4 protein-coding genes are annotated in these 25,071 nt (G+C 70.8%); 1 reads left to right on the plus strand and 3 read right to left on the minus strand.

The annotated features are described in order from the left end of the window. Positions 1-6: 6 nt before the first annotated feature. Genes CVV72_RS10115 through CVV72_RS10125 form a run of 3 tightly spaced genes read right to left on the minus strand, consistent with a single transcriptional unit; the run spans position 7 to position 23,850 of the window. Complete coding sequence (locus CVV72_RS10115) at positions 7-216, minus strand: MbtH family protein (protein WP_219152184.1); 210 nt, start codon at positions 214-216, stop codon at positions 7-9. After that, on the minus strand, positions 213-22,463 hold the full coding sequence (locus CVV72_RS10120) for a non-ribosomal peptide synthase/polyketide synthase (protein ID WP_219152185.1): 22,251 nt from the start codon (positions 22,461-22,463) through the stop codon (positions 213-215). The genes CVV72_RS10115 and CVV72_RS10120 overlap by 4 nt, the downstream gene beginning before the upstream one ends. A gap of 43 nt (positions 22,464-22,506) precedes the next feature. Further along, on the minus strand, positions 22,507-23,850 hold the full coding sequence (locus CVV72_RS10125; RefSeq protein WP_219152186.1) for a lysine N(6)-hydroxylase/L-ornithine N(5)-oxygenase family protein: 1,344 nt from the start codon (positions 23,848-23,850) through the stop codon (positions 22,507-22,509). Positions 23,851-23,987: 137 nt separating this feature from the next. On the opposite strand from CVV72_RS10125, the gene CVV72_RS10130 reads away from it, so the two are divergent. After that, complete coding sequence (locus CVV72_RS10130; RefSeq protein WP_219152187.1) at positions 23,988-24,935, plus strand: methionyl-tRNA formyltransferase; 948 nt, start codon at positions 23,988-23,990, stop codon at positions 24,933-24,935. Positions 24,936-25,071: the final 136 nt, after the last annotated feature.

A 25,071-nucleotide genomic window follows, 5' to 3' on the forward strand; every position in this document is an offset into this window, starting at 1 on the left:
AGCGCGTCAGGACTCCATGGCCTTGACGAGCGAAGCGGGCCGCAGGTCCGTCCAGTGGGTCTCGACGTATTCGAGGCACTCCGGACGCGAAGCGGGGCCGAACTTCGTGGTCCAGCCCGCCGGGACCTCGACGAACTCGGGCCACAGGCTGTGCTGGCCTTCGTCGTTGACCAGCACCAGGTACGTGCCGTCGGGGTTCTCGAACGGGTTCGTCATTCCTTGTTCTCCTTCTTCGTGGCCGGTGAATCAGCCCGGCGGATGAGCGCGTCCAGCGCGAGGAACCAGACTTCCGCGAGTTCCCGCACCGAGTCTTCGGTGAGCACGGCCTCCGGCCACGACCAGTGTGCGCCCAGTTCGGGGCCGCCGGGGCGGTCCTCGGCCAGGACGTTGACCGTCAGCGCGTGCGAGACCGGCATCCCGTCGTCAGGGCCGAGTTCGGCCGCCTCGGCCTCCTCGGCGTACGACCAGTCCGTCGCCTCGGGGACACCGATCCTGCCCAGGTAGTTGAACTCGATCTGCGGCTTCGCCACCGTCGCGAGCTCAGGGCCGGTACGAGGGTCGAGATACCGGAGCAGGCCGTGCCCGATACCGCCGTCCGGCAGCCCGTCGAGGTGGGCCCGGACCCGTTCGAGCGCCTCGACGGCGGCGGCTCCGCCGTCGAACGCGTCGTCCAGGTCGAGGTCACCCAGGTCCAGGCACACCGGGACGACGCTGGTGAACCAGCCGACAGTCCGCGACAAGTCCGCCCCACCAGCGAGTTCCTCCTCGCGGCCGTGCCCCTCGACGTCGATCAGCACCGCCTGTCCCCCGTCCCGGCGCCACCGGGCGACGGCCAGCGCGAGGCCGGTGAGCAGGACGTCGTTGATCGTCGCCCGGAACGCCGACGGGACCCGGGACAACAGCGGAGCCGTCCGCTCGGCGGGCAACGTCAGCGACACCTTCTTCACGGTCCCCGCCACGTCCCGCTCGGGATCGAGCGGCCGGTCCAGCGGGATCGGATCCCCGCCGCCCAGTACCGACTTCCAGTGGTCCAGCTCGCCGGAACGATCCTGTGCGGACAATGCCCGCGACCATCGCCGGAACGAAGTGTCCACAGGGGACAGTTCCGGCGTCACGCCGAGCGCGACCGCGTCCCAAGCCGAAGCGAGGTCCGGCAACAGGATCCGCCACGAGACGCCGTCGACGGCGAGGTGATGGATCATCAGCAGCAACCGTCCAGGCGCCGACGATCCGCCGTCGAACCACGTCGCGCTCACCATCACGCCGGCGTCCGGGTCCAGCCGGGCACGAGCCGGTTCCGCGTGCCTCTCGATGAGAGCGAACAGATCACCTTCGACCTCGACGTGTTCGATGTGCACGTCGGCGGATTCGGCCACCCGGAGCGCCCAGCCGTCCACCGACCGGTCGAGCCGCGCGCGCAGCATGTCGTGCCGCGCGACGACCGCGCCGAGCACGGTCTTCAGCTGGTCACGGGTCATGCCGGACGGCGTCCGCAGCAACGCCGCCTGGTGGTAACCGTCGATCGGGCCACCGAGTTCGCGCAGCGCGTGCATGATCGGCGTGAGCGCGACCGTGTCGTCGTTTTCGATACTCTCGGCGACCTCGGCCAGCGCCTCGACCGTCCGGCGCGCGAACACGTCGTGCGGGGTGATCTTCAGCCCGGCCGCGCGCGCCCGGCTGACCAGCCGCATCGCGACGATGCTGTCCCCGCCGAGGGCGAAGAAGTCGTCGTCGGCGCCGAGTCCCGGCACGTCGAGCACCTCCGCGAAGAGCGCGCACAGTGCCTTCTCCCGCGCGGTCTCGGGCGCCCGGCCGCCTGCCAGCTCCGTGTAATCCGGGGCAGGCAGCGCCTTGCGGTCCAGCTTCCCGTTGGAAAGCACGGGAAGCGCGTCGAGCGAGACGAACGCCGCGGGCACCATGTAGTCCGGCAGCGCCTCGGCCGCGAACCGCCGCAGCTCCTCTCGGTCCACTGTGGACACAGCGGACACCACGTAGGCCACCAGTTGCTTGACCCGCGGACGGTCCTCACGCACGAGGACGACCGCCTGCGCGACGTTCCCGTGCCGTTCGAGCACGGCCTCGACCTCGCCGGGTTCGACCCGGAAGCCGCGGATCTTCGCCTGGTCGTCGGCGCGCCCGCCGAAGTCCAGCCGCCCGTCCGCGGTCCAGCGGGCGAGGTCGCCGGTCCGGTACATCCGCGCCCCCGCCGGGCCGAACGGGTCCGCGACGAACCGCTCAGACGTCAGCGCCGCTCGCCCGAGGTAACCCCGGGCGAGCCCGGAACCGGCGAGGTACAGCTCGCCGGTGACGCCTGGCGGCACGGGCCGCAGTGCCGCGTCCAGCACGTAGGCACGGGTGTTCGCGACCGGCCTGCCGACCAGCGGTTTCCCGCTGTCACCGATTCTCGCGACGAGCGCGTCCACTGTGGATTCCGTCGGGCCGTACAGGTTGAACGCCTCGGTTCCGTCCAAAGTGGCCAGACGGCGCCACAGGCTCTCCGGCACCGCCTCGCCGCCGACACCGATCACGGCGAGCGGGCACCGGTCGCCGTCGAGCAGCCCCGCGTCCGCCATCTGCGCGAAGAACGACGGGGTGACCTCGATGAAGTCGAAGCCGTCGCGCTCGATCATCGCGGCCAGCAGTTCGGGATCGCGCCGCGTCTCCTCGTCGACGATGTGCACGGCGTGCCCGTCGAGCAGCCACAGCTGCGGCTGCCAGGAGGCGTCGAAGGAGAACGACCACGCGTGTCCCACCCGCAGGTGCGGTTTGCCGGTGGCCTCGACCGCGGGCCGGTGCAGGTTGGCGCGGTGGCTGTGGAACAGGTTCACCACGCCGCGATGCGGGACGACGACCCCCTTGGGCGTCCCGGTCGAGCCGGACGTGTAGATCACGTACGCCGGATGCTCCGGGTCGAGCGGCCGGATCCGGTCACGGTCGGTCAGGTCGTGCGCCTGCCGGTCCTCGGTGACGAGCGCGCACAGCGCCAGCGTCTCGATCTCGGTCCGGGGCAACGACTCCAGGAGCTCGGGCTCGGTCAAGATCAGCTTCGGCCGCGCGTCGGCGAGCATCGCCGCCAGCCGCTCCGCCGGGTAGTCCGGGTCGAGCGGCAGGTACCCCGCACCCGCCTTGTGGACCGCGAGGATCGCCAGTAGCACGTCCGCCGAACGCGGCAACGCCAAGGCGACGAAGTCCTCGGGCCCCACACCGTGGGCGACCAGGGCCCTGGCGAGCCGGTTGGCGCGCTCGTTGAGTTCGGCGAAGGTCGAGGCGACCTCGCCCGAGACCACCGCCGTCGCGTCCGGTGAACGCCGCACCTGTGCCTCGAACAGACCGGCCACAGTGGACGGTTCGACGGCGAGCGCCGTGGCGTTCCACTCCCGCACGATCAGGTCGAGGTCGGCCTCGGCCAGGATGTCCACCCTGCCGACCGGTGCGTCCACATCGGACACCATCGCGGCGAGCACGCGGTCCATCGCGGGGAGAAGCCGTTCCGGCAGGCCGGCGTCGAACAGGTCGGAGCGGTACTCGGCGGTGAGCTTCAGCCGGGTGCCGGGTTCCACCGCCCAGGTGAGCGGGTAGTGCGTGGAGTCCTCGTGCCGGACGATCTCCCCGCGCAATCCGGCACCGGTCACGTCCTCGTCCGCGCCGGGGTAGCTCTCGAACACCATCAGCGTGTCGAACAGCTCGCCCAGCCCGGCGCCGCGCTGGATGTCGGCGAGCCCGAAGTGCTGGTGCGCGAGCAAACCGGACTGCTCGTCCTGGACCCGGTCGAGCAGGTCGCCCAGCTTTTCGGCCGGGTCGAGCGCGATCCGCACCGGGATCGTGGTGATGAACAGGCCGATCATCCGCTCGACCCCGGCCAGTTCGGGCGGGCGCCCGGCGACCGTCGCGCCGAACACGACGTCCGACCGGCCGGTCAGCCTGCCGAGCACGATGCTCCAGGCGGTCTGGACGAGCGTGTTCAGCGTCAGCCCCCGCGAGCGGGCGACCGCGGACAGTGCTTCGGTCGCCTGTTCAGGCAGCTCCAGCGACAACCGTTCCGGCAGGGCCGGGATCCGCTGCGGGTCGTGCGGGACGACATGCGTCGGCTCGGTCAGACCGTCGAGCGCCTGCCGCCACGCGGCCTCCGCCGCGCCCCGGTCCTGTTCCCCGAGCCAGCCGAGATGGTCGCGGAACTGACGGGCGGGCGCCAGGTCGGCGCCGGCGTACAGCTGGGACAGCTCGGCGAACAGCTGCGGCACCGACCAGCCGTCGAGCAGCACGTGCTGGTGGGTGAACACCAGCCGGTGCCGGCCGCCCGGCAGCGCCAGGAGCAGGAATCGCAACAGCGGCGCGGCGGCCGGGTCGAAGCGGCGCCGGTCGTGGGCCAGCTCCGCCTCGGCATCGTCCGCCGAGGCGACGAAACGCCACGGAACGGTGACGGAACGCGCCACCAGCGCCACAGGGCGGCCGGATGCGAGGTACCGGTACCCGGTGCGCAGGATGGCGTGCCGGTCCACGAGCGACTGTGCGGCGTCACGCAGTCGCGCCGGATCGAGCGGCCCTTCGAGATCGAACGACACCTGGACGGTGTAGACGTCGGGTCCGTCGCCGTCCATCGTCGCGTGGAAGAGCAGCCCGGCCTGCAACGGCGTCAGCGGCCACACCTCGGCCGTGTCCGGCGCGACGTCGAGGATCTCCGCGCGTTCGCCCGCATCGAGCTCCAGCAACGGCTTCCTGGACGCGGGCGCGTCGAGCCGCACCGAGCTGACCTCGGCCAGTGCCGCGACGGTCCGGTGCCGGAAGACGTCACGCGGGCTCAGCAGCAGCCCGGCGTTCCGCACGCGGCCGACCAACTGCATCGCGACGATGCTGTCCCCGCCGAGGCGGAAGAAGTCGTCGTGGATGCCCACCTTGTCCAGCCCGAGCACACCGGCGACGAGCGACGCGACCAGTTCCTCGCGTGGGGTGCGCGGGGCATCGCCGGTCACCGCGTCGGCGAAGTCCGGCGCGGGCAGCGCCTTCCGATCGAGCTTCCCGTTGGGTGTCAACGGGAACGCGTCCAGAACGACGAACGCGGACGGCACCATGTACTCCGGCAGAGTGGCCTCGGCCAGCCGCCGGGCTTCTTCGACGTCCGCCTCCCCCGCCAGGTAGGCGACGAGCCTGCCCTCCCTCAGGACCACCCGCGCGGAAAGCACGGACTCGATCTCGCCCAGCTCGATCCGGAAGCCGCGCAGTTTGACCTGGTCGTCGGCGCGGCCGAGATAGTCGAGCGCGCCGTCGGCACGCCACCGCGCGACGTCGCCCGTGCGGTACATCCGCTCTCCGGCCGCGAACGGGTTCGCCACGAACCGCTCGGCGGTCAGCCCGGCCCGACCGAGATAGCCGCGCGCGAGTTGCGCGCCCGCCAGGTACAGCTCCCCCGCCACGCCCGGCGGCACCGGCCGCAGCCGGGCATCGAGCACGTGGACCTGGGTGTTCCACACCGGACGTCCAATGGGGACAGTGTCATCCACGACCTCCCACGAGGTCACGTCCACCGAAGCCTCGGTCGGTCCGTAGAGGTTGTGCAGCGGGACGTCCACGCGAGCCGCGAGTTCCGGTGACAGCGCCTCGCCACTGCACAGGACGCGGCGAACGCCATGCCACGACGGCTCTTCGGCGAGGAACGCCTCCAGCATCGACGGGACGAAGTGCAGCGTCGTGATCCGCTCGTCACGGATCAGCGCTTCGAGATACGCCGGATCGCGATGGCCGTCCGGTTTGGCGACGACCAGGGTCGCGCCGGTGATGAGCGGCCAGAAGAACTCCCACACCGACACGTCGAAACTCGACGGCGTCTTCTGCAATACCCGGTCGTCCGCGGTGAGGCCGTACTCGTCCTGCATCCACAGCAGCCGGTTCACGATGCCCTCGTGAGGCACCACGACGCCCTTGGGGCGACCGGTCGAACCGGACGTGTAAATCACGTACGCCGGCGACGACGGATCCACGACCCGGCCCAGACTCTCACCGGAATACCCGTCCAGCGCAGGCAACTCGTCCAGGACGACCGCAGGCGCGGCGTCTTCGAGCATGAACGCCAGCCGGTCGGCCGGATAGTCCGTGTCGAGCGGCAGATACGCCGCGCCCGCCTTGTGCACGGCGTACAGGGCGACCACGAGATCGAGCGACCGCGGCAGCGACACCGCCACCACCGACTCCGCGCCGACACCCTGCTCGACCAGCCACCGCGCGAGCTGATTCGCCCGTGCGTCGAACTCCACATACGACAGCTCGGTGTCGTCGAACACCACAGCGGGAGCGTCCGGCGCCCGCGCCACCTGCGCCTCGAACAACTCCGGCAGGGTGGTCGCCGGAACGTCGTGCGCGGTGTCGTTCCAGCGCCCGAACTGGGCGCGCTCGTCCTCGCCGAGGACGTCGAGTTCGCCGACCGGGATCGCGGGATCGGCGGCGACCTGGTCCAGGACGGCGACCAGGCGCCGAGCGAAGGACTCGGCCGTGGCGTGGTCGAACAGATCGGCGCTGTACTCGATGGCTCCCGAGATCCCGCCAAGGTCACTGCCGTTCTCCAGGAAGCCGAACTCGAGGTCGAACTTGGCGACGCCCTGCGCGAACTCCTCCTGCTCCGCGCGGAGGCCGGGCAGCTTCAGCGAGTCCTCGGCTTCGGGCAGGTAGACCACCATCACCTGGAACAACGGATGCCTGGCCAGCGAACGTTCCGGGTTCACCGCGTCGACCAGGCGCTCGAACGGCAGGTCCTGGTGTTCGAAGGCGGCGAGATCGGTCGCGCGCACCCGGGAGAGCAGATCACCGAACGCCGGGTCGCCGGACAGGTCGGTGCGCAGCACCAGCGAGTTGACGAAGAAGCCGATCAGCGGCTCCAGCCGTTCGTCGACGCGGCCGGAACTCGGTGCGCCGAGCGGGATGTCGTCCCCGGCGCCGAGCCGGTGCAGCAGTGCCGCGACGGCGGCCTGCGCCAGCATGAACATGCTGACGTCGTGCCGCCGGGCGACCGCGCGCAGGCGCTCGGTGAGCCCGCCGTCGATCGGGAAGGTGACGAGACCACCGCGGTGGCTCGACTCCGCCGGACGGGGACGGTCGACTGGCAGGGCCAGCTCGTCCGGCAGGCCCGCCAGTGCTTCCCGCCAGTAGCCGAGATGCTGGGAAGCCGTCGAGTCGAGCAGTTCGCGTTGCCACAGGGCGTAATCCGCGTACTGGACGGGCAGGTCAGTCCACTGTGGAGCGATGCCCGCCGCACGAGCCTCGTACGCCGTGGCAAGGTCCGTCATCAGCGGCCCCTGGGACCACTCGTCCGTCGCCACGTGGTGGATCACCAGCAGCAGGACGTGTTCCCGTGGCGAAACAGCGAAGACCGTGGCCCGGATCGGGAGTTCCTCGTCGAGCGCGAACCCTCGGCCGGACTCGGCGGCCAACTGAGCCGGAAGATCACCGGCTGCATCGAAACGGACCTCCGGACGCGCGTCGGTCAGGATCCGCTGCGCCGCGACGCCGTTCTCCTCGGCGAACACCGTCCGGAGTGGTTCGTGCCGTTCGACGAGGTCGCCGATCGCCGCGCGCAGTGCGTCCCTGTCCAGCTCGCCGTGCAGACGCCAGGCGAGCGGGATGTTGTAGGTGGACGTGACGCCTTCGAGCCGGTACAGGAACCACAACCGTTGCTGCGCGGGTGAGAGCGGCAGCACGTCGGGCCGGTTCCCCGCACTCAAGGCCGGCTGCGCGGACGGGTCCGAAAGCCGTTCGGCCAGCGCGGCGACGGTGGGAGCGTCGAAGACGTCGCGAACCGACACCGTGGCGTCCAGGCTCGCCGAGATCCGGCTGACCAGGCGCATCACCAGCAGCGAATGCCCGCCGAGCGCGAAGAACCCGTCGTCGATCCCGACCCGCTCGACACCGAGGACGTCGGCGAACAGCGCGCACAGGGCCTCTTCCCGGGCGTTCCGTGGCTCGCGGCCCTCGGTGGTCGCGAACTCCGGCGCGGGCAAGGCCTTCCGGTCGAGTTTGCCGTTCGGGGTCAGCGGGATCTCGTCGAGCACGACGAACGCCGACGGCACCATGTGCTCCGGCAGTTTCGCCGCCACTGCCTCCCGCAGCCCGTCGGCGGACCCGACGACATAGGCGACCAACCGGTCTTCGCGTGCGACGACCACAGCGCGCGTGACGGACTCGAACGCGGTCAGGGCGGCTTCCACCTCACCGAGTTCCACCCGGAAGCCGCGGATCTTGACCTGGTCGTCGACACGGCCCAAGAACTCCAGCACACCGTCGTCCGACCAGCGCGCGAGGTCGCCCGTGCGGTACATGCGCTCACCGGGGCCGCCGAACGGGTCGGCGACGAACCGCTCGGCGGTTAGCCCCGGCCTGGCCAGGTACCCGCGCGCGAGCTGCACGCCGGCGAGGTAGAGCTCACCCGGGACACCAGGCGGGACCGGGTTCAACCGCGCGTCCAGCACGTACGTCCGCGTGTTCCACACCGGACGTCCGATCTGGACCGACGGCGTCGTCTCGGCACCGGCCCGCCAGGCCGTCACGTCGACGGACGCTTCGGTCGGGCCGTAGAGGTTGTACAGGGGGACGTCCACGCGGGCCGCCAGCTCCGACGGCAGCGCCTCGCCGCTGCAGATCACCCGCCGCAGGCCAGTACATTCGGCGGTTTCCAGGAACAGCGCCAGCATCGACGGGACGAAGTGGACGGTGGTGATCCCGGCCGTGCGGATCAGCTCCGCGAGGTACGCCGGGTCCTTGTGCCCCTCGGGTTTGGCGACCACCAGTGTCGCGCCGGTGATCAGCGGCCAGAAGAACTCCCACACCGACACGTCGAAACTCGACGGCGTCTTCTGCAGCACGCGGTCGTCGGCCGTCAGGCCGTACTCGTCCTGCATCCACAGCAGGCGGTTCACGATGCCGGAATGCGGCACCACCACACCCTTCGGACGACCGGTCGAACCCGACGTGTAGATCACATACGCCGGAGACGACGGATCCACGACCCGCCCCAGGGTTTCCCCGGAGTAGCCGTCCAAATCAGGCAGCTCGTCGAGAACGACCGCGGGCGCGGCGTCTTCGAGCATGAACGCGATGCGATCGGCCGGATAGTCGCGGTCGACCGGGAGGTAAGCGCCACCGGCCTTGTGCACCGCGTAGAGAGCGACGACCAGGTCGAGCGACCGCGGCAACGACACCGCCACCACCGACTCCGCGCCCACACCCTGCTCGACCAGCCACCGCGCCAGCCGATTCGCCCGAGCGTCGAACTCCGCGTACGACAACTCGGAGTCCTCGAACACCACGGCAGGAGCGTCCGGCGTCCGCGCCACCTGCGCCTCGAACAACTCCGGCAACGTCGCGACCGGGACCTCACGAGCCGTGCGATTCCACTCCGTGACCCGCGCGAGTTCATCACCGACGAGGACGTCGAGCGCCGCGACGGGCCGCTCCGGTTCGGCCGTGACCTGCTCCAGCAGCGACGTCAGCCGGGTCAGCAGCCGCTCGGCCGTCGTCTCGTCGGCGAGGTCCTCGGCGTACTCCAGCATCAGCGTGGCGGTGGTCCCGTCGTCGACCATCGTGAAGTGCAGGTCGAACTTCGCCATGCCGGTGTCCATCTCGAACCACTCGGCGGGCAGGCCCAGCACGTCGTGCGCGTCGCTCTGCCGGTGGTAGCCCACCATCACCTGGAAGAGCGGGTTGCGCCCCGGTACCCGCGGCGGGTTCAGCTCCTCGACCACGCGCTCGAACGGCAGATCGCCGTGCGAGAACGCGGCGAGGTCGGCCTCACGCACCCGGTCGAGCAGGGCGGTGAACGTCGGCTCCCCGGAAAGATCGGTCCGCAGCACGAGGGTGTTCACGAAGAACCCGACGAGGTCGTCGAGTGCCGCGTCGGTACGTCCGGCGATCGGGGCACCCAGCGGGATGTCGTCCCCGGCGCCGGTCCGGTGCAGCAAGGCGGCCACGGCCGCCTGAAGCACCATGAACGGGCTGGCACCCGACTTCGCCGCCAGGTCGCGCACAGCGGCCGACAGGTCCCCGGACAGCGGGGACTTGACCTTGCCGCCCTTGCCTGTCGGCCGGAGCGGACGCGGGCGGTCCAGGGGCAAAGGCAGCTCGTCCGGCGCCCCGCGCAGGGATTCGGCCCAGTAGGCGACCTGAGCGGCTCCGCGCTGGTCGAGGAAGTCCTTCTGCCACAACGCGAAGTCGGCGTACTGGACCGGGAGGTCCGTCCACAGCGGAGCCTCACCCGCCTGCCGGGCTCGATAGGCCGAGGTCAGATCGTCCAGGAACGGCCGGTCCGACCATTCGTCGGTCGCGCTGTGGTGCAGGACGAGCGAGATCACGTGGTCGCCCTCGCCGAGGCGCAGCACGCGCAGCCGGACCGGGATCTCCGTCGCCAGGGCGAACGGCGTCCGCGAGAGTTCGGCGATCCGTGCGGCCAGGACGTCTTCGTCGCACTCCTCGACGGCGAACGGGATCTCCGGCGCGTCGAGAACGCGCTGGTAGGGCTCCCCGTCTTGCTCGGCGAGCACGGTTCGCAGGACCTCGTGCCTGCCGAGCACGTCGCCGAGCGCCGCGCGCAGCGCTTCGAGGTCCAGGTCGCCGCGCAGGCGGAAGGTCAGCGGGAAGTTGTAGGCGACCGCGTTCGCTTCCATCCGGTCCACGAGCCACAGGCTTCGCTGGGCCGCCGACAGCGGGATCCGTTCGGGACGCTCGGCGCGGACCACCGCGGGCCGCGCCGGTTCGCCGCCACCCGCGCGAGCGGCCAGCTCGGCCACCGTCGGTGCCTCGAACAGGTCACGGATGGCCAGTTCGGCGCCGAGTTCGGTCCTGGCCCGGCTGATGAGCCGGGTGGCGAGCAGGGAATGGCCGCCGAGATCGAAGAAGTTGTCCTCGACGCCGACCCCGTCCACGCCGAGGACCTCGCCGAAGAGCGCGCACAGCGTCTCCTCTTCGGCGGTCTCGGCCGGGCGGCTTTCGGCGAGCCGTACCGTCTGGTCGGCGTCCGGGAGCGCCCGCGTGTTGAGTTTTCCGTTGTCGGTCAGTGGCAGGGCGCCCAGCGTGACGAAGGCGGCTGGGACCATGTAGTCCGGCAGTTCCGTCTTGAGCCTGTCCCGCAGGCGCTGCACCAATTCGCCGCCGCCGCGGGCCGCCGTCGGGCTCGTGGCGTACTTGGCCAGGTTCGTGCCGAGCGAGACCGGCTGATGCACACCGGTGACCAGCGCGCCCGTCTGTCCCTTGTGGACGAAAACGCCCTCGAACGCGCCCTCGGCCGACCAGGTGCAGTACACCCGGAACCCGAGCCGGTCGCCGAGTTCGTGCACGTCCTCGGGCTCCACCCCACGGGAGGAACCGAACACCGCGAGGACGTCGATGAGCGGCGCGCCGGCGTCCAGCGTACGCGTCGCCTCGACCTCCGGGGCCTGCCGGGCGTCCGGGATCCGGCTCACCCGCAGCGTTTCCACGCCGGTGAGGCGCTCCTCCAGCACGTCGAGCGAACCGACCTCGTCCCAAGACAGTCGTGGCGCCTGCGCTACCGACACGGTTTCGGCCGGCTCTTTCACCAGGACCGCGTCGTAGCGGTACCGGCTCAGCTCGTTGTGCAGCCGGGCCCGTTTGATCCGGACCTGCGCGGCGACGTCCGGCATCCGCCGCACGAGCGCGGTGAAGTAGTCCGGGTCGATCAGCAGTTCCTTCTCCAGCGCCGCACCGCGTTCGATCGCGCGCCGCACCTGGGCGATGTCGGACGTCGCGTCGGCGCGGGTGAGCTGGATCGCGGTGTGGAAGGCGCGGGCGAGCCGCAGGTTCCGGACGTCGCCGACGAATAGCGCGCCGCCGGGCGCGAGCAGGCCGATCGCCTTCGTGACGACGTCGGTCAGGTAGTCGACGCTCGGGAAGTACTGGATGACGGAGTTGATCACGATGGTGTCGAACCGGCCGGCGGGCAGGCCGTCGAACACGTGCGCCGGCTGGGCGCGCAGAGTCACCTTGGCCGCCAGCGCGGGATCCTGTTCCAGCTCGCGGTTCAGTTTCGCGATCACCGGCGCGGCGAGGTCGGTACCCCAGTACTCCTGGACCAGCGGCGCGATCTGCCCCATGAGCAGACCGGTGCCGACGCCGATCTCCAGCACCCGTTCCGGCTTCAGCTCGGCGATGCGGTCGACGGTCGCCCGCCGCCATTCCCGCATGTGCTCCAGCGGGATCGGTTCGCCGTCGTAGCTGGAATCCCAGCCCGCGAAGTCCTCGGTGAACAACGCCGTCGGGATCTCGGTGTACTCGTCGGAGTAGATCTGCTGCCATTCGCCGACCTGGTCGGCTTCGGCCTCCGCGCGCGCGTCACCACTGAGTTCAGCCGGGACGACGTACCCGATGAGCCGTTGCAGACCGGGTGCCGACGGGTCCGGCCGCGCGAGGACGGCGGCCTGCGCGACCTCCGGGTACCGGCTGAGCGCGGTCTCGATCTCGCCGAGTTCGACGCGGTAGCCCCGGATCTTGACCTGGTCGTCGGTGCGGCCGAGGAAGTCGATGTTCCCGTCGGCGCGGCGGCGCACCAGATCGCCGGTGCGGTACATCCGCCCGCCACCGGGCACGAACGGGTCGGCGACGAACCGTTCGGCGGTCAGACCGGGACGGCCGAGATAGCCGCGGGCCAGGCCTTCGCCCGCGATGTAGAGCTCACCCGCGACACCGTCTCGGACCGGCCGGAGCCAGGCGTCGACGATGTAGGCGCGCGTGTTCCAGATCGGCTTGCCGACGGTCGGGGTGTCGCTGTCGGTCGTGCCGCCGCCGAGCGTGTTGATCGTGTATTCGGTGGGGCCGTACAGGTTGTAGCCGTAGGTCCCGTCGGTGTCCCGCAGCCGGTTCCACACCGACTCGGACACCGCTTCGCCGCCGAGCAGGACCAGCGCGGGCCGGTGCCCTTCCAGCAGCCCTTCCTCGATCAGCAGGTGGGCGTACGTCGGCGTCACGTTGACGACGTCGACCTCGTGCTCGTCGCAGTACGCCACGAGCGCCCGCGCGTCCCGGCGCAGTTCCTCGTCGCAGACGTGGACCTCGTGCCCTTCCACGAGCCACAGCAGTTCTTCCCACGACATGTCGAAGGCGAACGAGACGGTGTGGGCGATCCGCAGCCGCCGTCCGCCCGCCGACGCGATGGCCGGGGCGAAAATCGCGCCTTGGTGGTTGAGCTGCATGTTCGTCAGGCCTCGGTACGGCGTGACGACACCCTTGGGTTTTCCGGTCGAGCCCGACGTGTAGATCACGTACGCCGGATGCTCCATGCGGTCCGCGCGGCCGCGCGCGAACAGCGGGCGTTCGGCGTCGGAGATCGGGCCGTCGCCGAACGCCCTGTCTTCGTGGTCGTCGACGAGCACACGAAGGACGTCATCAGGCAGCGTCGCCGAGACCTCCTTGGTGGACACCAGGCACAACGGCCGGGCGTCCTCCAGCATCACCGTGAGCCGGTCGACCGGATAGTCGAGTTCCAGTGGCAGGTACGCCGCGCCGGTCCGGAGCACGGCGAACAGCGCGACGACCATGTCGATCGACCGCGGCAGCCCGAGTGCGATCACCTGTTCCGGCGCCGCCCCCTTCGCGAGCAGCAGCCGGGCCAGCCGGTTGATGCGCGCGTCGAGTTCGGCGTAGGTCAACTGCTCCTCGCCGAACACCAAGGCGGTCGCGTCCGGGGTCCGCTCGGCCTGGACGGCCAGCAGATCGGCGATCGTGTCCTCGACGACGGGATGCTCGGCCTCGGCCCAGCCCGCCTCCAGCGCGGCACGGTCCTGCGACGACACCGTCGCCAGCGCGGCGACCGGTTTCGCCGGGTCGTCGACGATCTGCGCGACCAGTGACGTGAACCGGTCCAGCACCGACGCGGCCTCGGCGGCGTCGAGCACGTCGTCCCGGTAGGACACCGTGATGCGGATTTCCTCGCCCGGCGTGACCACCAGCGTCAGCGGGTAGTGCGTGGCGTCGATGTTCAGCAGGCCGGTGATGCCGTGCCGGTGGCGCAGGCCGTCGCGTCGTTCGTCACCGTCGGCGTTGCGCAGCACGAAAAGCGTGTCGAACAGGACTCGGTGCCCGGCCTCCCGCTGCAGGACGCCGAGGCTCATGAACTCGTACGGCGTCAGGTCCATGCGTTCGGACTGCAGGCGCCGCACCAGGTCGAGGACGGATTCGTTCGCGTCGAGCCGCACCCTGGCAGGCACGGTGTTGAGGAACAGACCGATGGTGTTCTCGATGTCGGGCACGGCCGCGGGCCTGCCCGCGACCGCGGCGCCGAAGACGACGTCGGTGCGCCCGGTCATGGTCGAGAGGACCAGACCCCAGGCGGCGTTGAGCACGGAGTTGACGGTCAGCCCGTGCCTTCTGGCCTGCTCACGCAACGCGCGGCCCAGTTCGGGCGGGAGCATCGCGTCCAGGTTGACCGGGGTCGCCGGCGCCAGGTCCCGGCCTTCCGGCCCGATGACCGTCGGCTCCGCGAGACCGGACAGCGCCTCTCGCCACGCGTTCGTGGCCGCCTCGATGTCCTGCCGGTCCAGCCAGCGCAGGAAGTCCACATAGGACCCGGCGGCGGGCAGGGCACGGTCGTCGCCGCCGAGGTCGTACAGCGCGAACAACTGCTCGATGAACAACCAGGCGGACCAGCCGTCCCAGAGCAGCAGGTGCCGGTTCAGCACGACACGGTCGCGTCCGTCGCCGAGCCGCACCAGCTTCAGCCGGAACAGCGGCGGGGCACCGAGGTCGAACCGGGTCGCGCGGTCCTCGGCCATCAAAGCGTCGAGCCGTTCCTGCTGCTCGTCTTCGGGCAGCGCCGAAAGGTCCACTTCGGACACCGGGGGTTCGACCTCGGCCGCCACGAACTGCACCGGCCCGCGCAGCCCTTCACTGGTGAACCCGGCGCCGAGGCTCGGGATCCGCCGCAGCAGCGCCACCACCGCCGCCCGAAGCCGTCCGGCCTCCAGGCGGTGATCGAAGTCGATCGCCTCCTGGATCGTGTAGATGTCGACCCGATCGGAGTTGTAGCTGGAGTGGAAGAACAGGCCTTCCTGCAGCGGCGACAGCGGCCAGACGTCGGCGACCGGCACCGGGCTGACCCGCTCGACGCGGGCGATCTCCTCCTGCGTCAGCGACACGAGTTCGAGGTCGGAGGGCGTCAGGCCCACCGGCGCGTGCGTGTCCACGGCCGCGAGCTCGCGCAAGGCCGCGACCCAGCGGTCGGCGAGCGCCGCGCCCGCACCCGCGAACGTCGCCGTCAGTCTCGGCCCGTCCGCGGTCTCCTCGCAGGCGACCCCGATCCGCAGGGCGTGGTCTCCGGACGGCGGCACGGCCAACTGCCCGGCGACCTGCCACTCCCCCGGTCCGGCCGGGATCCGGCCGTCGTAGCGCAGGGCGATCCGCGGCTTCGCGAGCCCGGCGAGCACCGGGCCGGTCTGGACGTTGAGGTACCGCAGCGAGCCGTAGCCCTCGGGCGTCTCGCGGACGGTCTCCTTGACGGCCTTCAGCATCGCGAGCGGTTCGCCGGTGGCGGTGATCCGTACCGGCCGGACCGACGTCAGCGCGCCGACCGTGTCCGAGGTGTCCACCCTGCCGTGGAGATCGACGAGGAGGTCGCCGTCCACGGCGGCTTTCAGCGCCGTCAGGAGGACGTCGGTCACGTCGCCGTGCACGGCCGACGGGAGCGCGCCGACGAGCGTCCGAGTGTCCTCAATGGACAGAGTGATGCGACGCTCGACGATGTCGCCGAGAATCTCGGCGGAGCCGGGCGCCAAGGTCTCGGCCCAGTGCTCGATCTCGCCGAGCAGCGCGGGATCCTGCGTCTCGTCGCTGATCCGTCGGGCGATCGTCCGCAGCGGCGTCCGCACCGGGGTGAACACCGGCGGGCGGCCGTCGGTCACGGCCTGCCAGGCGATCGCGAGATCGGCCGCCAGCCTCGCCCAGCTCCGTGCGTCCAGCAGGACCGGGTGGGCGACCAGGAGGAGCCTGCCCGGTTCGTCGAACCAGACGGCCTGCAGCAGGTTGTCCGTCAATCGGCCGGCGGCGGCCCGGTACTCGTCCTCGACGGATCCGGTCGCGTGGCGGAGCAGGTCCGCGGCCTGAACAGTCCCTTGTGGACGGACTTCGAGCGACCACAGCACCGAGGCGACCCGCGACAGTTCGAGCCGCAGGCCGTCGTGGTGGTCGAGCACGAGTTGCAAGGCTGCGGCCAGCATCTCGGCGTCGGCCCCGGAGGGCACGGTCAGCAGCACGGACTCCGGCCGGATCGCGTCGCCGAGCTCCCGCAGCCTGAGCGCTTCGGGAAGGAGAGGCACGGCACCGACACCGTCGGCGACGGCCACCGGCTCGGCAGGTGCGGCGGAGGCGGCGAGCGCGGCCGGGGTCCGCAGCTCGAACACGTCCTTGGGGCTCAGCTCGAACCCCGCCCGCCGGGCGCGGCTCGACACGGCGATCGACGAGATGCTGTCGCCGCCCAGCAGGAAGAAGTCCCCTTCGGCGCCGACGGAGTCCAGGCCGAGGACGTCCGCGAAGATCCGTGCGAGGACGCGTTCCCGATCGCTCTCCGGGGCGGTGGCGGCTTTTCCGACCTCGGGCGCGGGCAGGGCGCGGACGTCGAGCTTTCCGCTGGGGGTCAAGGGGAATTCGTCGAGGACGACGAACGCCTGCGGCACCATCGGGGCCGGCAACGCCTCGCTGACGGCGGCACGCAGCCGCTCCGGGTCCACGTCGCCGACGACGTAACCGACGAGCGCCCCGTCCTTCGCGACGACCGTGGCGGCCGTGACCTCCGGCCGCGCGACGAGGACCGCCTCGATCTCGCCGAGTTCGATCCGGTTGCCGCGGATCTTCACCTGCCGGTCGGTGCGGCCGAGGTACTCGATCTCGCCGTCGGCGCGGCGCCGCACGAGGTCACCGGTCCGGTACAGGCGCTGCCCCGGCTCGCCGAACGGGTCGGCGACGAAGCGTTCGGCGGTCAGGCCGGGCCGTCCGTGATAACCGCGAGCCAGCTGGACACCGGCGAGGTACAGCTCGCCCGCCACCCCGTCGGGCACGGGACGAAGGCAGCCGTCGAGGACATGGACCCGCGTGTTCCACACCGGACGCCCGATGGGCACGGTGGCGCCCTCGGACCCTGTGCTCGCGAAGAAGGTGACGTCCACGGCCGCCTCGGTGGGGCCGTAGAGGTTGTGCAGCGGGACGCCGGTCAGCGAACGCCAGCGGGCGGCGATCTCGCCGGTCAGCGCCTCGCCGCTGGAGAACACCCGGCGCAACGACCCGAGCTCACCGGTGGCCTCGTCGCTGCCGAGGAAGGCGGCGAGCATGGACGGGACGAAGTGCAGGGTGGTGATCTCCCGCTCCCGGATCACCCGCGCGAGATACGCGGGGTCGCGGTGACCGTCCGGCTCCGCCAGTACCACCGCGGCGCCCTCGCACAGCGCCCAGAAGAACTCCCAGACCGACACGTCGAAACTCGACGGGGTCTTCTGCAGCACGCGGTCATCGGCCGTGAGCCGGTACTCGTGCTGCATCCACGCGAGCCGGTTGACGATCGCGCGATGCGTGACGGCCACGCCCTTCGGCCGCCCGGTCGATCCGGAGGTGTAGATCAGGTAGGCGGTGTTGTCCGGTCCGGCGGCCGCTCCTGGGACGTCGTCGACGGGTTCGCCGGTGACGGGGACCTGCGTGAGCCCGTCGACGACCGGGATCCGCGCGGCCGTCCCGGGTTCGGAGAGCACGAGACGCGCACCGGAATCGGCGAGCATGTATTCGAGCCGGTCGGCCGGGTAGTCGAGGTCGATCGGCAGGTAGGCGGCCCCGGCCTTGAGGACACCCAGCAGGGCGACCATCAGCTCGGCCGACCTCGGTACGGCGACGGCGACGACCTCTTCGGGGCCGGCGCCCAGGGAACGCAGCCTGCGGGCCAGGTTCTCCGCGCGGGCGTCGAGGTCCGCATAGGACAGTTCGGTGTCCCTGAAGATCACCGCCGTCGCGGACGGCGTCTTGGCGACCTGCTCGGCGAAGGCCTCGGCCAGCGTTCGCGCGGGCACCGGATGCGAGGTCGCGTTGAGTTCGGCCAGACGGCCGCGTTCGGCGGGCGACAGCAGGTCGAGGGCGGCGACCGGCCGTTCGGGGTTCGCGGTCAGCGTCTCCAGCAGGCGGGCGAACCGCTCGGCGAGTTGCCCGGCCGCGACCGCGTCGATCCGCGCGGCGTCGAATTTGACGCTGAACTCCAGGTCTTCACCCGGCGTCACGATCACCGCGACCGGGAAGTGCACCGCGTCGGTGACCTCGACGCCGGTGAGGCGGACGGTTCCGGACGCGCGTTCGCCGTCACGGGGGAAGTTCTCGACGACCACGAGGGTGTCGAACAGTTCTTCCTGCCCCGCACCGGCGATGCGCTGCAGTTCGCCGAGGCCGAGATGCTGGTGGTCCAGCAACGCCGCCTGCTCGTCCCCCAGCCGCCGCAGCACCGCGGCGACGGTCTCGGCCCCCGACCAGCACAGGCGCACCGGAACCGTGTTGATGTAGAGGCCGACCGCCGACTCGATACCGGCGGCACCGGTGTCCCGGCCGGAGACCGTGCTGCCGAACAGCACGTCGTCCCGGCCGGTGAGGCCACCGAGCAGCAGACCCCACGCGCCGTGCAGCACGGCGCCGAGGGTGAGCCCGTGCGCGCGCGCCATGTCCGACAACGCCTTCGTCGCCTGCTCGCCGAGGTTCAGGTGCAGCCGCGACGGCTGTCTCGCCGCCCCGGCCCGTCCCTCGACCAGGCGAGCGGGTTCGTCCACTCCGGACAGTGCCGTGCGCCAGGCTTCGCGCGAAGCCTCGTGATCACGTGACGCGAGCCGGCGCAGATGGTCGGCCCGGGTGTCCTCCTCCGGGAGCGGATTTGCCGGATTTCCGTATCCTGCCAGCAGTTCGCGAAGCAGCACCACGACCGACCAGCCGTCGGCGATGATGTGGTGGAACGTCAGCGCCAGCTTGGCGTGCCCGTCGTCGAGCCGGGTGAAGGTGGCCCGCAGCAGCGGCGGCCGGGCGAAGTCGAACCGGCGCGCGCGATCGGCCTCGAAGGCTTCCGTGGCGTCTTCGGCGGCCACCTCGCGCCACGGCAGTTCGGCGTGCCTGGTCACCGTCTGGACGACCCGGCCGCCGTCGAGCTGCCGGAAGCCGGACCGCAGTGACGAATACCGGTCGAGCAGGGCCTGCGCCGACCGGCGCAGGCGGTCGGCGTCGACGTCGCCTTCGAGGTCCAGCACCTCCTGGACGGTGTAGATGTCCGCGGCCTGGCCGCCTTCGAACTCCGCGTGGAAGAAGAACCCTTCCTGCAGCGGCGTCACGGGCAGGACGTCGGTGTACTCGGCGAGCGCCGCGCGTTCGGCGCCGGTCAGCTCCAGCAACGGCCGCTGGTCCACAGTGGACTCGACGACGACGGCCTCGGCGCAGGCGGCGAGCGCCTCGGGAGTCCGGTGCTGGAACACCTGGCGCGGGGTGATGGCGAGACCGTGTTCCGCCGCGCCGAGCACCAGCCGGATGGACAGGATGCTGTCGCCGCCCAGCGAGAAGAAGTCGTCGTCGGCACCGAACGAAGCCAGGCCGAGGACGCGCGCGGCGACGTCGCACAGGATCCGCTCGCGTTCGGTCCGAGGCGCGCGGCCGGTGGCGGCGGCGCCGAAATCCGGCAACGGCAGCGCGGTGCGGTCGAGTTTGCCGTTCGGCATGATCGGCAGCCGGTCGAGGTCCACGAACGCCGACGGCACCATGTAGTGCGGCAGCGCCGCTTCCGCGTGGGCGCGCAGGTCCTTGAGCAGCGTCGGCGATCCGTCCGGTGCCGGGACGACATACGCCACCAGCCGCCGGTCGCCCGGCTTGACCTCGCGGGGCACGACGGCGATCCGCTCGACGCCGGTGAACGTGGCGAGCGCGGACTCGATCTCCCCGGGTTCGATCCGGAACCCGCGGATCTTGACCTGGTGATCGGTGCGGCCGAGGAAGTCCAGGTTCCCGTCGGCGCGCCAGCGGACCCGGTCACCAGTGCGGTACATCCGCGCGCCACCGCCGGCGAACGGGTCGGCGACGAAGCGTTCGGCCGACAGCGCCGGACGTTCCGCGTAGCCTCGCGCGAGACCGCGCCCACCGACGTACAACTCCCCCTCGACGCCGACCGGGACCGGCCGCAGCGCGGTGTCGAGGACGTAGCAGCGGGTGTTCGGATCCGGGACACCGATCGGGATGGGACCGGTCCAGCCGGGCTCGGCCGCCCACAGCGTCGAGTTCACCGTCGCCTCGGTCAGCCCGTACGCGGCGACGACCCGCAGGTCTTCGGCCCAGCGCGCGATCAGTTCCGGCGGAACCGTCTCGGTGCCGACGATCAGCACCGCGCCCTTCGGCAGTTCGCAGTCCGAGGGAAGCGCCGCGACCAGCGACGGCGGCAGGATCATGTGCGTCGCAGCGTTGTCCGCGATGTAGCCGGTCAGCTCGACGCCCGCGACGCGGCGATGCGACGGGACCACGATCAGCGTCCCGCCGACGCACAGCGACATGACCAGATCCCAGACCGTCACATCGAAACCGGTGGACGCGAACTGCACCACCCGGCTGTCCTCGCCGATGCCGATCCGTTCGGTCGCCGTGCTGATCAGGCTGCCGATCCCGTCGTGGGACAGGACCACGCCCTTCGGCCTGCCCGTCGAACCCGAGGTGTAGATGACGTACGCGGCCCGGCTCAGCGCGATCCCGCTCACGTCCACAGTGGACGGATCGAGCGCCGCGAGTTCCGCGGCGGTCCCCGGATCGTCGAGCAGGATCCGCTCGGCGTCCACCCCGGACGGCAGCTGCGCGGATTCCTCCACAGTGGACACCACGAGCCGCGCGCCCGCGTGGGCGAGCATGTAGGCGAGGCGATCTTCGGGGTGGTCGAGGTCGAGCGGGAGGTACGCCGCCCCGGCCTTCATCACGCCGAGCAGCGCGACGATGAGATCGGCCGACCGCGGCATCGCCACGCCGACGACGTCCTCGTCACCGACACCGCGCCGCCGCAGCAGCCGGGCGAGCCGGTTGGCGGCGGCGTCGACCTCGGCGTAGGTCATCCGGACGTCCTCGCAGACGACGGCCTCCGCGTCCGGCTTCCGTGCCACGACCCGGGCGAACGCCTCGGGCCAGGACAACTCCGGCGACTCCGCGACCGCCGTCCCGAGCGCCAGGACCCGGTCCCGTTCCTCGACGGAAAGCAGGTCGATCGCGGCCAGCGGCGAGTCCGGGCCCGCCACCAGCGCGTCCAGCACCGCGGCGAACCGGCGGCGGTGATCGGCGAGTTCGCCGTCGGAAGACACGGCCTGGTCGGCGTCGAAGTCGAAGCGGAGCCCGCGGGCCTCGCCGGCGTCGTACACGGCGATGGCGACATCGCTGATCGGCCCGAGTTCGAGGTTGTGCACCGTGGCGCTCGCGTCGCCGAACGCGAGCTCGCCGTCCACGGCCATGTAGTTGACGCTCAGCCCGACGAGTTCGTGCACCCCGCCGCTCGCGCCGAGCTCGCGCGCGAGGTCCTCCCCGCGGTACCGGCTGTGCTCCAGCAGCGCGGAGACCTTCTCCGCGACCTGGGCGACAAGCTGCGCCGGCGTCGTCTCGGGGCGCACCGTGAGCCGCAACGGCAGGACGTTGGAGACCATGCCCGGCTGTTCACGCAGGGCGCGGGTGGTCCGTGCGGTGACCGGCAGGCCGAGGACGAGGTCTTCGGCGCCGGTCACCCGGTGGGCGTACGCCGCCACCGCGGCGATCGCGACACGGGACAACCTCGTCCCCGCGTCGAGCGCGAACTTCCGCAGGCGACCGGCGTCCGCCGCGGACAGCTCCCACGAATGCCGCCGGAGCCGGACCCGGCCGGACGACGCGCGGCCGAGCAGCCGCACCGGGTTGGGCCTGCCCGCGAGTTCACCGAGCCAGTGGTCGCGATCGGCTTTCGCGTCGTAGCCCGCCTCGGCCAGCCCGGAGAGCGGCCAGGAGACCTCCTCGGCGGTCCCCGAATAGAGGGCCGCGGCGCGACGGGTCAGGACGGCCTGGCCGTGCGCGTCCATCACCAGATGGTGGTAGCGCTGGAACCAGCGGACCCGGTCCGTGGCCAGGACGAGGAGGGCGTGCGCGGTGAGCGGCCCTCGGGCAGGGTCGGTCACCACGGCGAGCTCGGCTCGCGCCCACTCGTCCGCGGCCAGCTCCGGATCCGGCTCGCCGGTGAAGTCGAGGACCGCGACCTCACCGGGGGCGACCGGACGCTGGACCGGAGTGTCACCGTCCAGCTCGACCGTGACGTGGAGGCATTCCGCCTCCGCGACCGCCCGCCGAACGGCTTCACCCAGCCGGGCGATGTCGACGTCGCCGCGAAGCTCGGCGACCCAGCCGATCGTGTAGACCGGATCGGCCGGGTCGAGCTGCTGCGCGAGCCAGATCCCCTGCTGTGCCGGGGTCAGGGGAAAGCCGCGGTTCATCGGGTCGCCTCCACCGTTCAGTGCTTTCGGGATCGTCCGTGCCTCAGGCGGGCCCGGTCCCGCTCACCGCGTACTCGGGCCGGGACGCACCCGCGGCCCGGCGGTCCACAATGGACTGCAGGATCTCGCCGACCCGGACGGCGGTGTTGGACAACAGCGACGACGTGATGCCGTGCGTGTGCTCGGTGCCGCCCTGCAGGTAGATCCCGCCGTCCAGCGGCGGCTCGGTGACGATCCGGTAGTCGCGTTCGACGCGGAGCCTGCCCTCGTCGTCGCGCATGCAGGCCGACGCCAGCTCACCGAGCAATGGCGTCGGGTCGGCCGGGCTGTACCCGGTGGCGTACACGACGAAGTCGGCGTCGAGCCGGGTCCGCTCCCCGGTCTCCAGCGCTTCGACGGTGACCCGCACTTCGGAGCCGGTGTCGGTGACCTCGGTGGGACGGGAGACGTTGATGAGTTTCAGCCGCTCGATCCCCTGCACCTTCTCGCGGTAGACGCGCCGGTACAGCTCGTCGATGAGTTCGATGTCCACGGCCGAATAGTTGGTCGCGCCGTGGTAGCGCATCAGCCGGTCCTTGACCGCTTCCGGCGCTTCGTAGAACCGCCCGACCGCCTCGGGGTCGAAGATCCGGTTCGCGAACGCGCTGTCGTCGGCCGGGCTGTAGCCGTACCGCGCGAACACCGCGCACACCTCGGCCCGGGGGAAGCGGTCGTGCAGCAGCGCGCTCACCTCGGCCGCGCTCTGGCCGGCGCCGACGACGACGAAGCGCTTCGGTTCCTCGGCGGCCATCCCCTCCAGCCGGTGCAGGAGTTCGCTGTTGTGCCAGATCCGTGTTCCCGGCGTCACACCTTCGGGGAGGTTCGGCCGCAGCCCGGTGCCCATCACCAGATTGCGGGCGCGCAGGTTCACCAGTTCACCGTCGGTGCGGGCGTGCACGTCGAAGAACACGATCTCGTCGCCGTCGAACACCGGCGTGACGGAGAGCACTTCGGTGCCGTAGGAAACCAGGTCGTCGACCTTTTCCGCCGCCCATTCGAAGTAGTCGTGGAACTCGATCCGCAACGGGAACAGGTTCTTGTGGTTGATGAAATCGACTAATCGGTCCTTGCTGTGCAAATACGACAGGAAGCTGAAGGAACTCGTCGGGTTCCGCATCGTCGCCAGGTCCTTGAGGAAGGAGACCTGCATGGTCGCGTTGTCGATCAACATCCCGCGGTGCCAGCCGAAACGCACCTGACGCTCGAGGAAGTGGGCGGTGACGGTCTCAGCCCCCGGCGCGGTGTTGTGCTCGGTGACCGCGATGGCGAGCGCGAGGTTCGAGGGACCGAACCCGACCCCGACCACGTCGTAGACCGGAACCCGTTCACCGACCACTGCTCGTGCCATCTTGAACCCCTAGCGCGGCTCAGCCGCATCTCGGTACTTCGTTACAAAGACCAGGGAACCCTAACCTAAGTTAGGTGAGGCTCAACTAGTACTTTCAGTGGTGATGTTCATCCCTCGACCAGGAGGAGGCCGGTCCCATGCGGGTCGCCATGTTCGGATACCAGACCTGGGGACACCGCACCCTGCGGGCGTTGATCGACGCCGGGCACGATGTCGCCCTCGTCGTCACCCACCCGAAGAGTGACCACGCCTACGAGAAGATCTGGTCCGATTCCGTCGCGGACCTCGCCGAGGCCAACGGGATCCGCGCGCTGCTTCGGCAGCGTCCCGACGACGCGGAACTGCTGGCGGAGCTGAAGGAAGCCGACCTCGACCTGATCGTCGCCAACAACTGGCGCACCTGGCTGCCGCCCGAGATCTTCGAGATGCCGCGGTACGGCACGCTGAACGTCCACGACTCGCTGCTGCCCGCCTACGCCGGCTTCTCGCCGCTGATCTGGGCGCTCATCAACGGCGAGAAGGAAGTGGGCCTCACCGCCCACATGATGGACGCCGACCTCGACGCGGGCGACATCGTGCTCCAGCGCTCCGTGCCGGTGGGCCCGAGGGACACGACGACCGATCTGTTCCACCGGACGGTCGACCTCATCGCGCCGATCACCACCGAGGCGATCGAGCTCATCGCGAGCGGGGACTACACGCCGGTCAAACAGGACAGGTCGAAGGCCAGCTTCTTCCACAAGCGCGCCCTCGAAGACAGCCTCATCGACTGGTCCTGGCCCGCCGAGGAGATCGAGCGGCTGGTGCGCGCCCAGTCCGACCCGTACCCCAACGCCTTCACCTACCACCGCGGGAAGCAGCTGCGCGTGATCCGCTCTTCGGTGTCGGTGGGGCACTACGGCGGCACCCCCGGCCGGATCTTCATCCGTGAGGGTGAAGGCGTCGTGATCGTCGCCGGGCCGGAGTCGCGCCGGGGCCGTTCGCACGGTCTCGTCATCGAGCGGGTCCGGACCGAGGACGGCACCGAACTCGCCGCGAACGAGTACTTCCGGACCATGGGCGGTTATCTCACCTCGCGCCCCTAGGGTGCCACCGGGTTCGCGGACAAGTACGCCGGCCGCGGTTGATCCCCGGCGCGGTCCGTGAAGGCCTCCTTGAGGGACTCTGGGTCCCTCAAGGAGGCCTTCACGGCTCCCCTCATGTACCGCCGAGCGGGAGCCC

It is taken from the genome of Amycolatopsis sp. TNS106, assembly GCF_019330265.1.
GTDB lineage: Bacteria > Actinomycetota > Actinomycetes > Mycobacteriales > Pseudonocardiaceae > Amycolatopsis > Amycolatopsis lurida.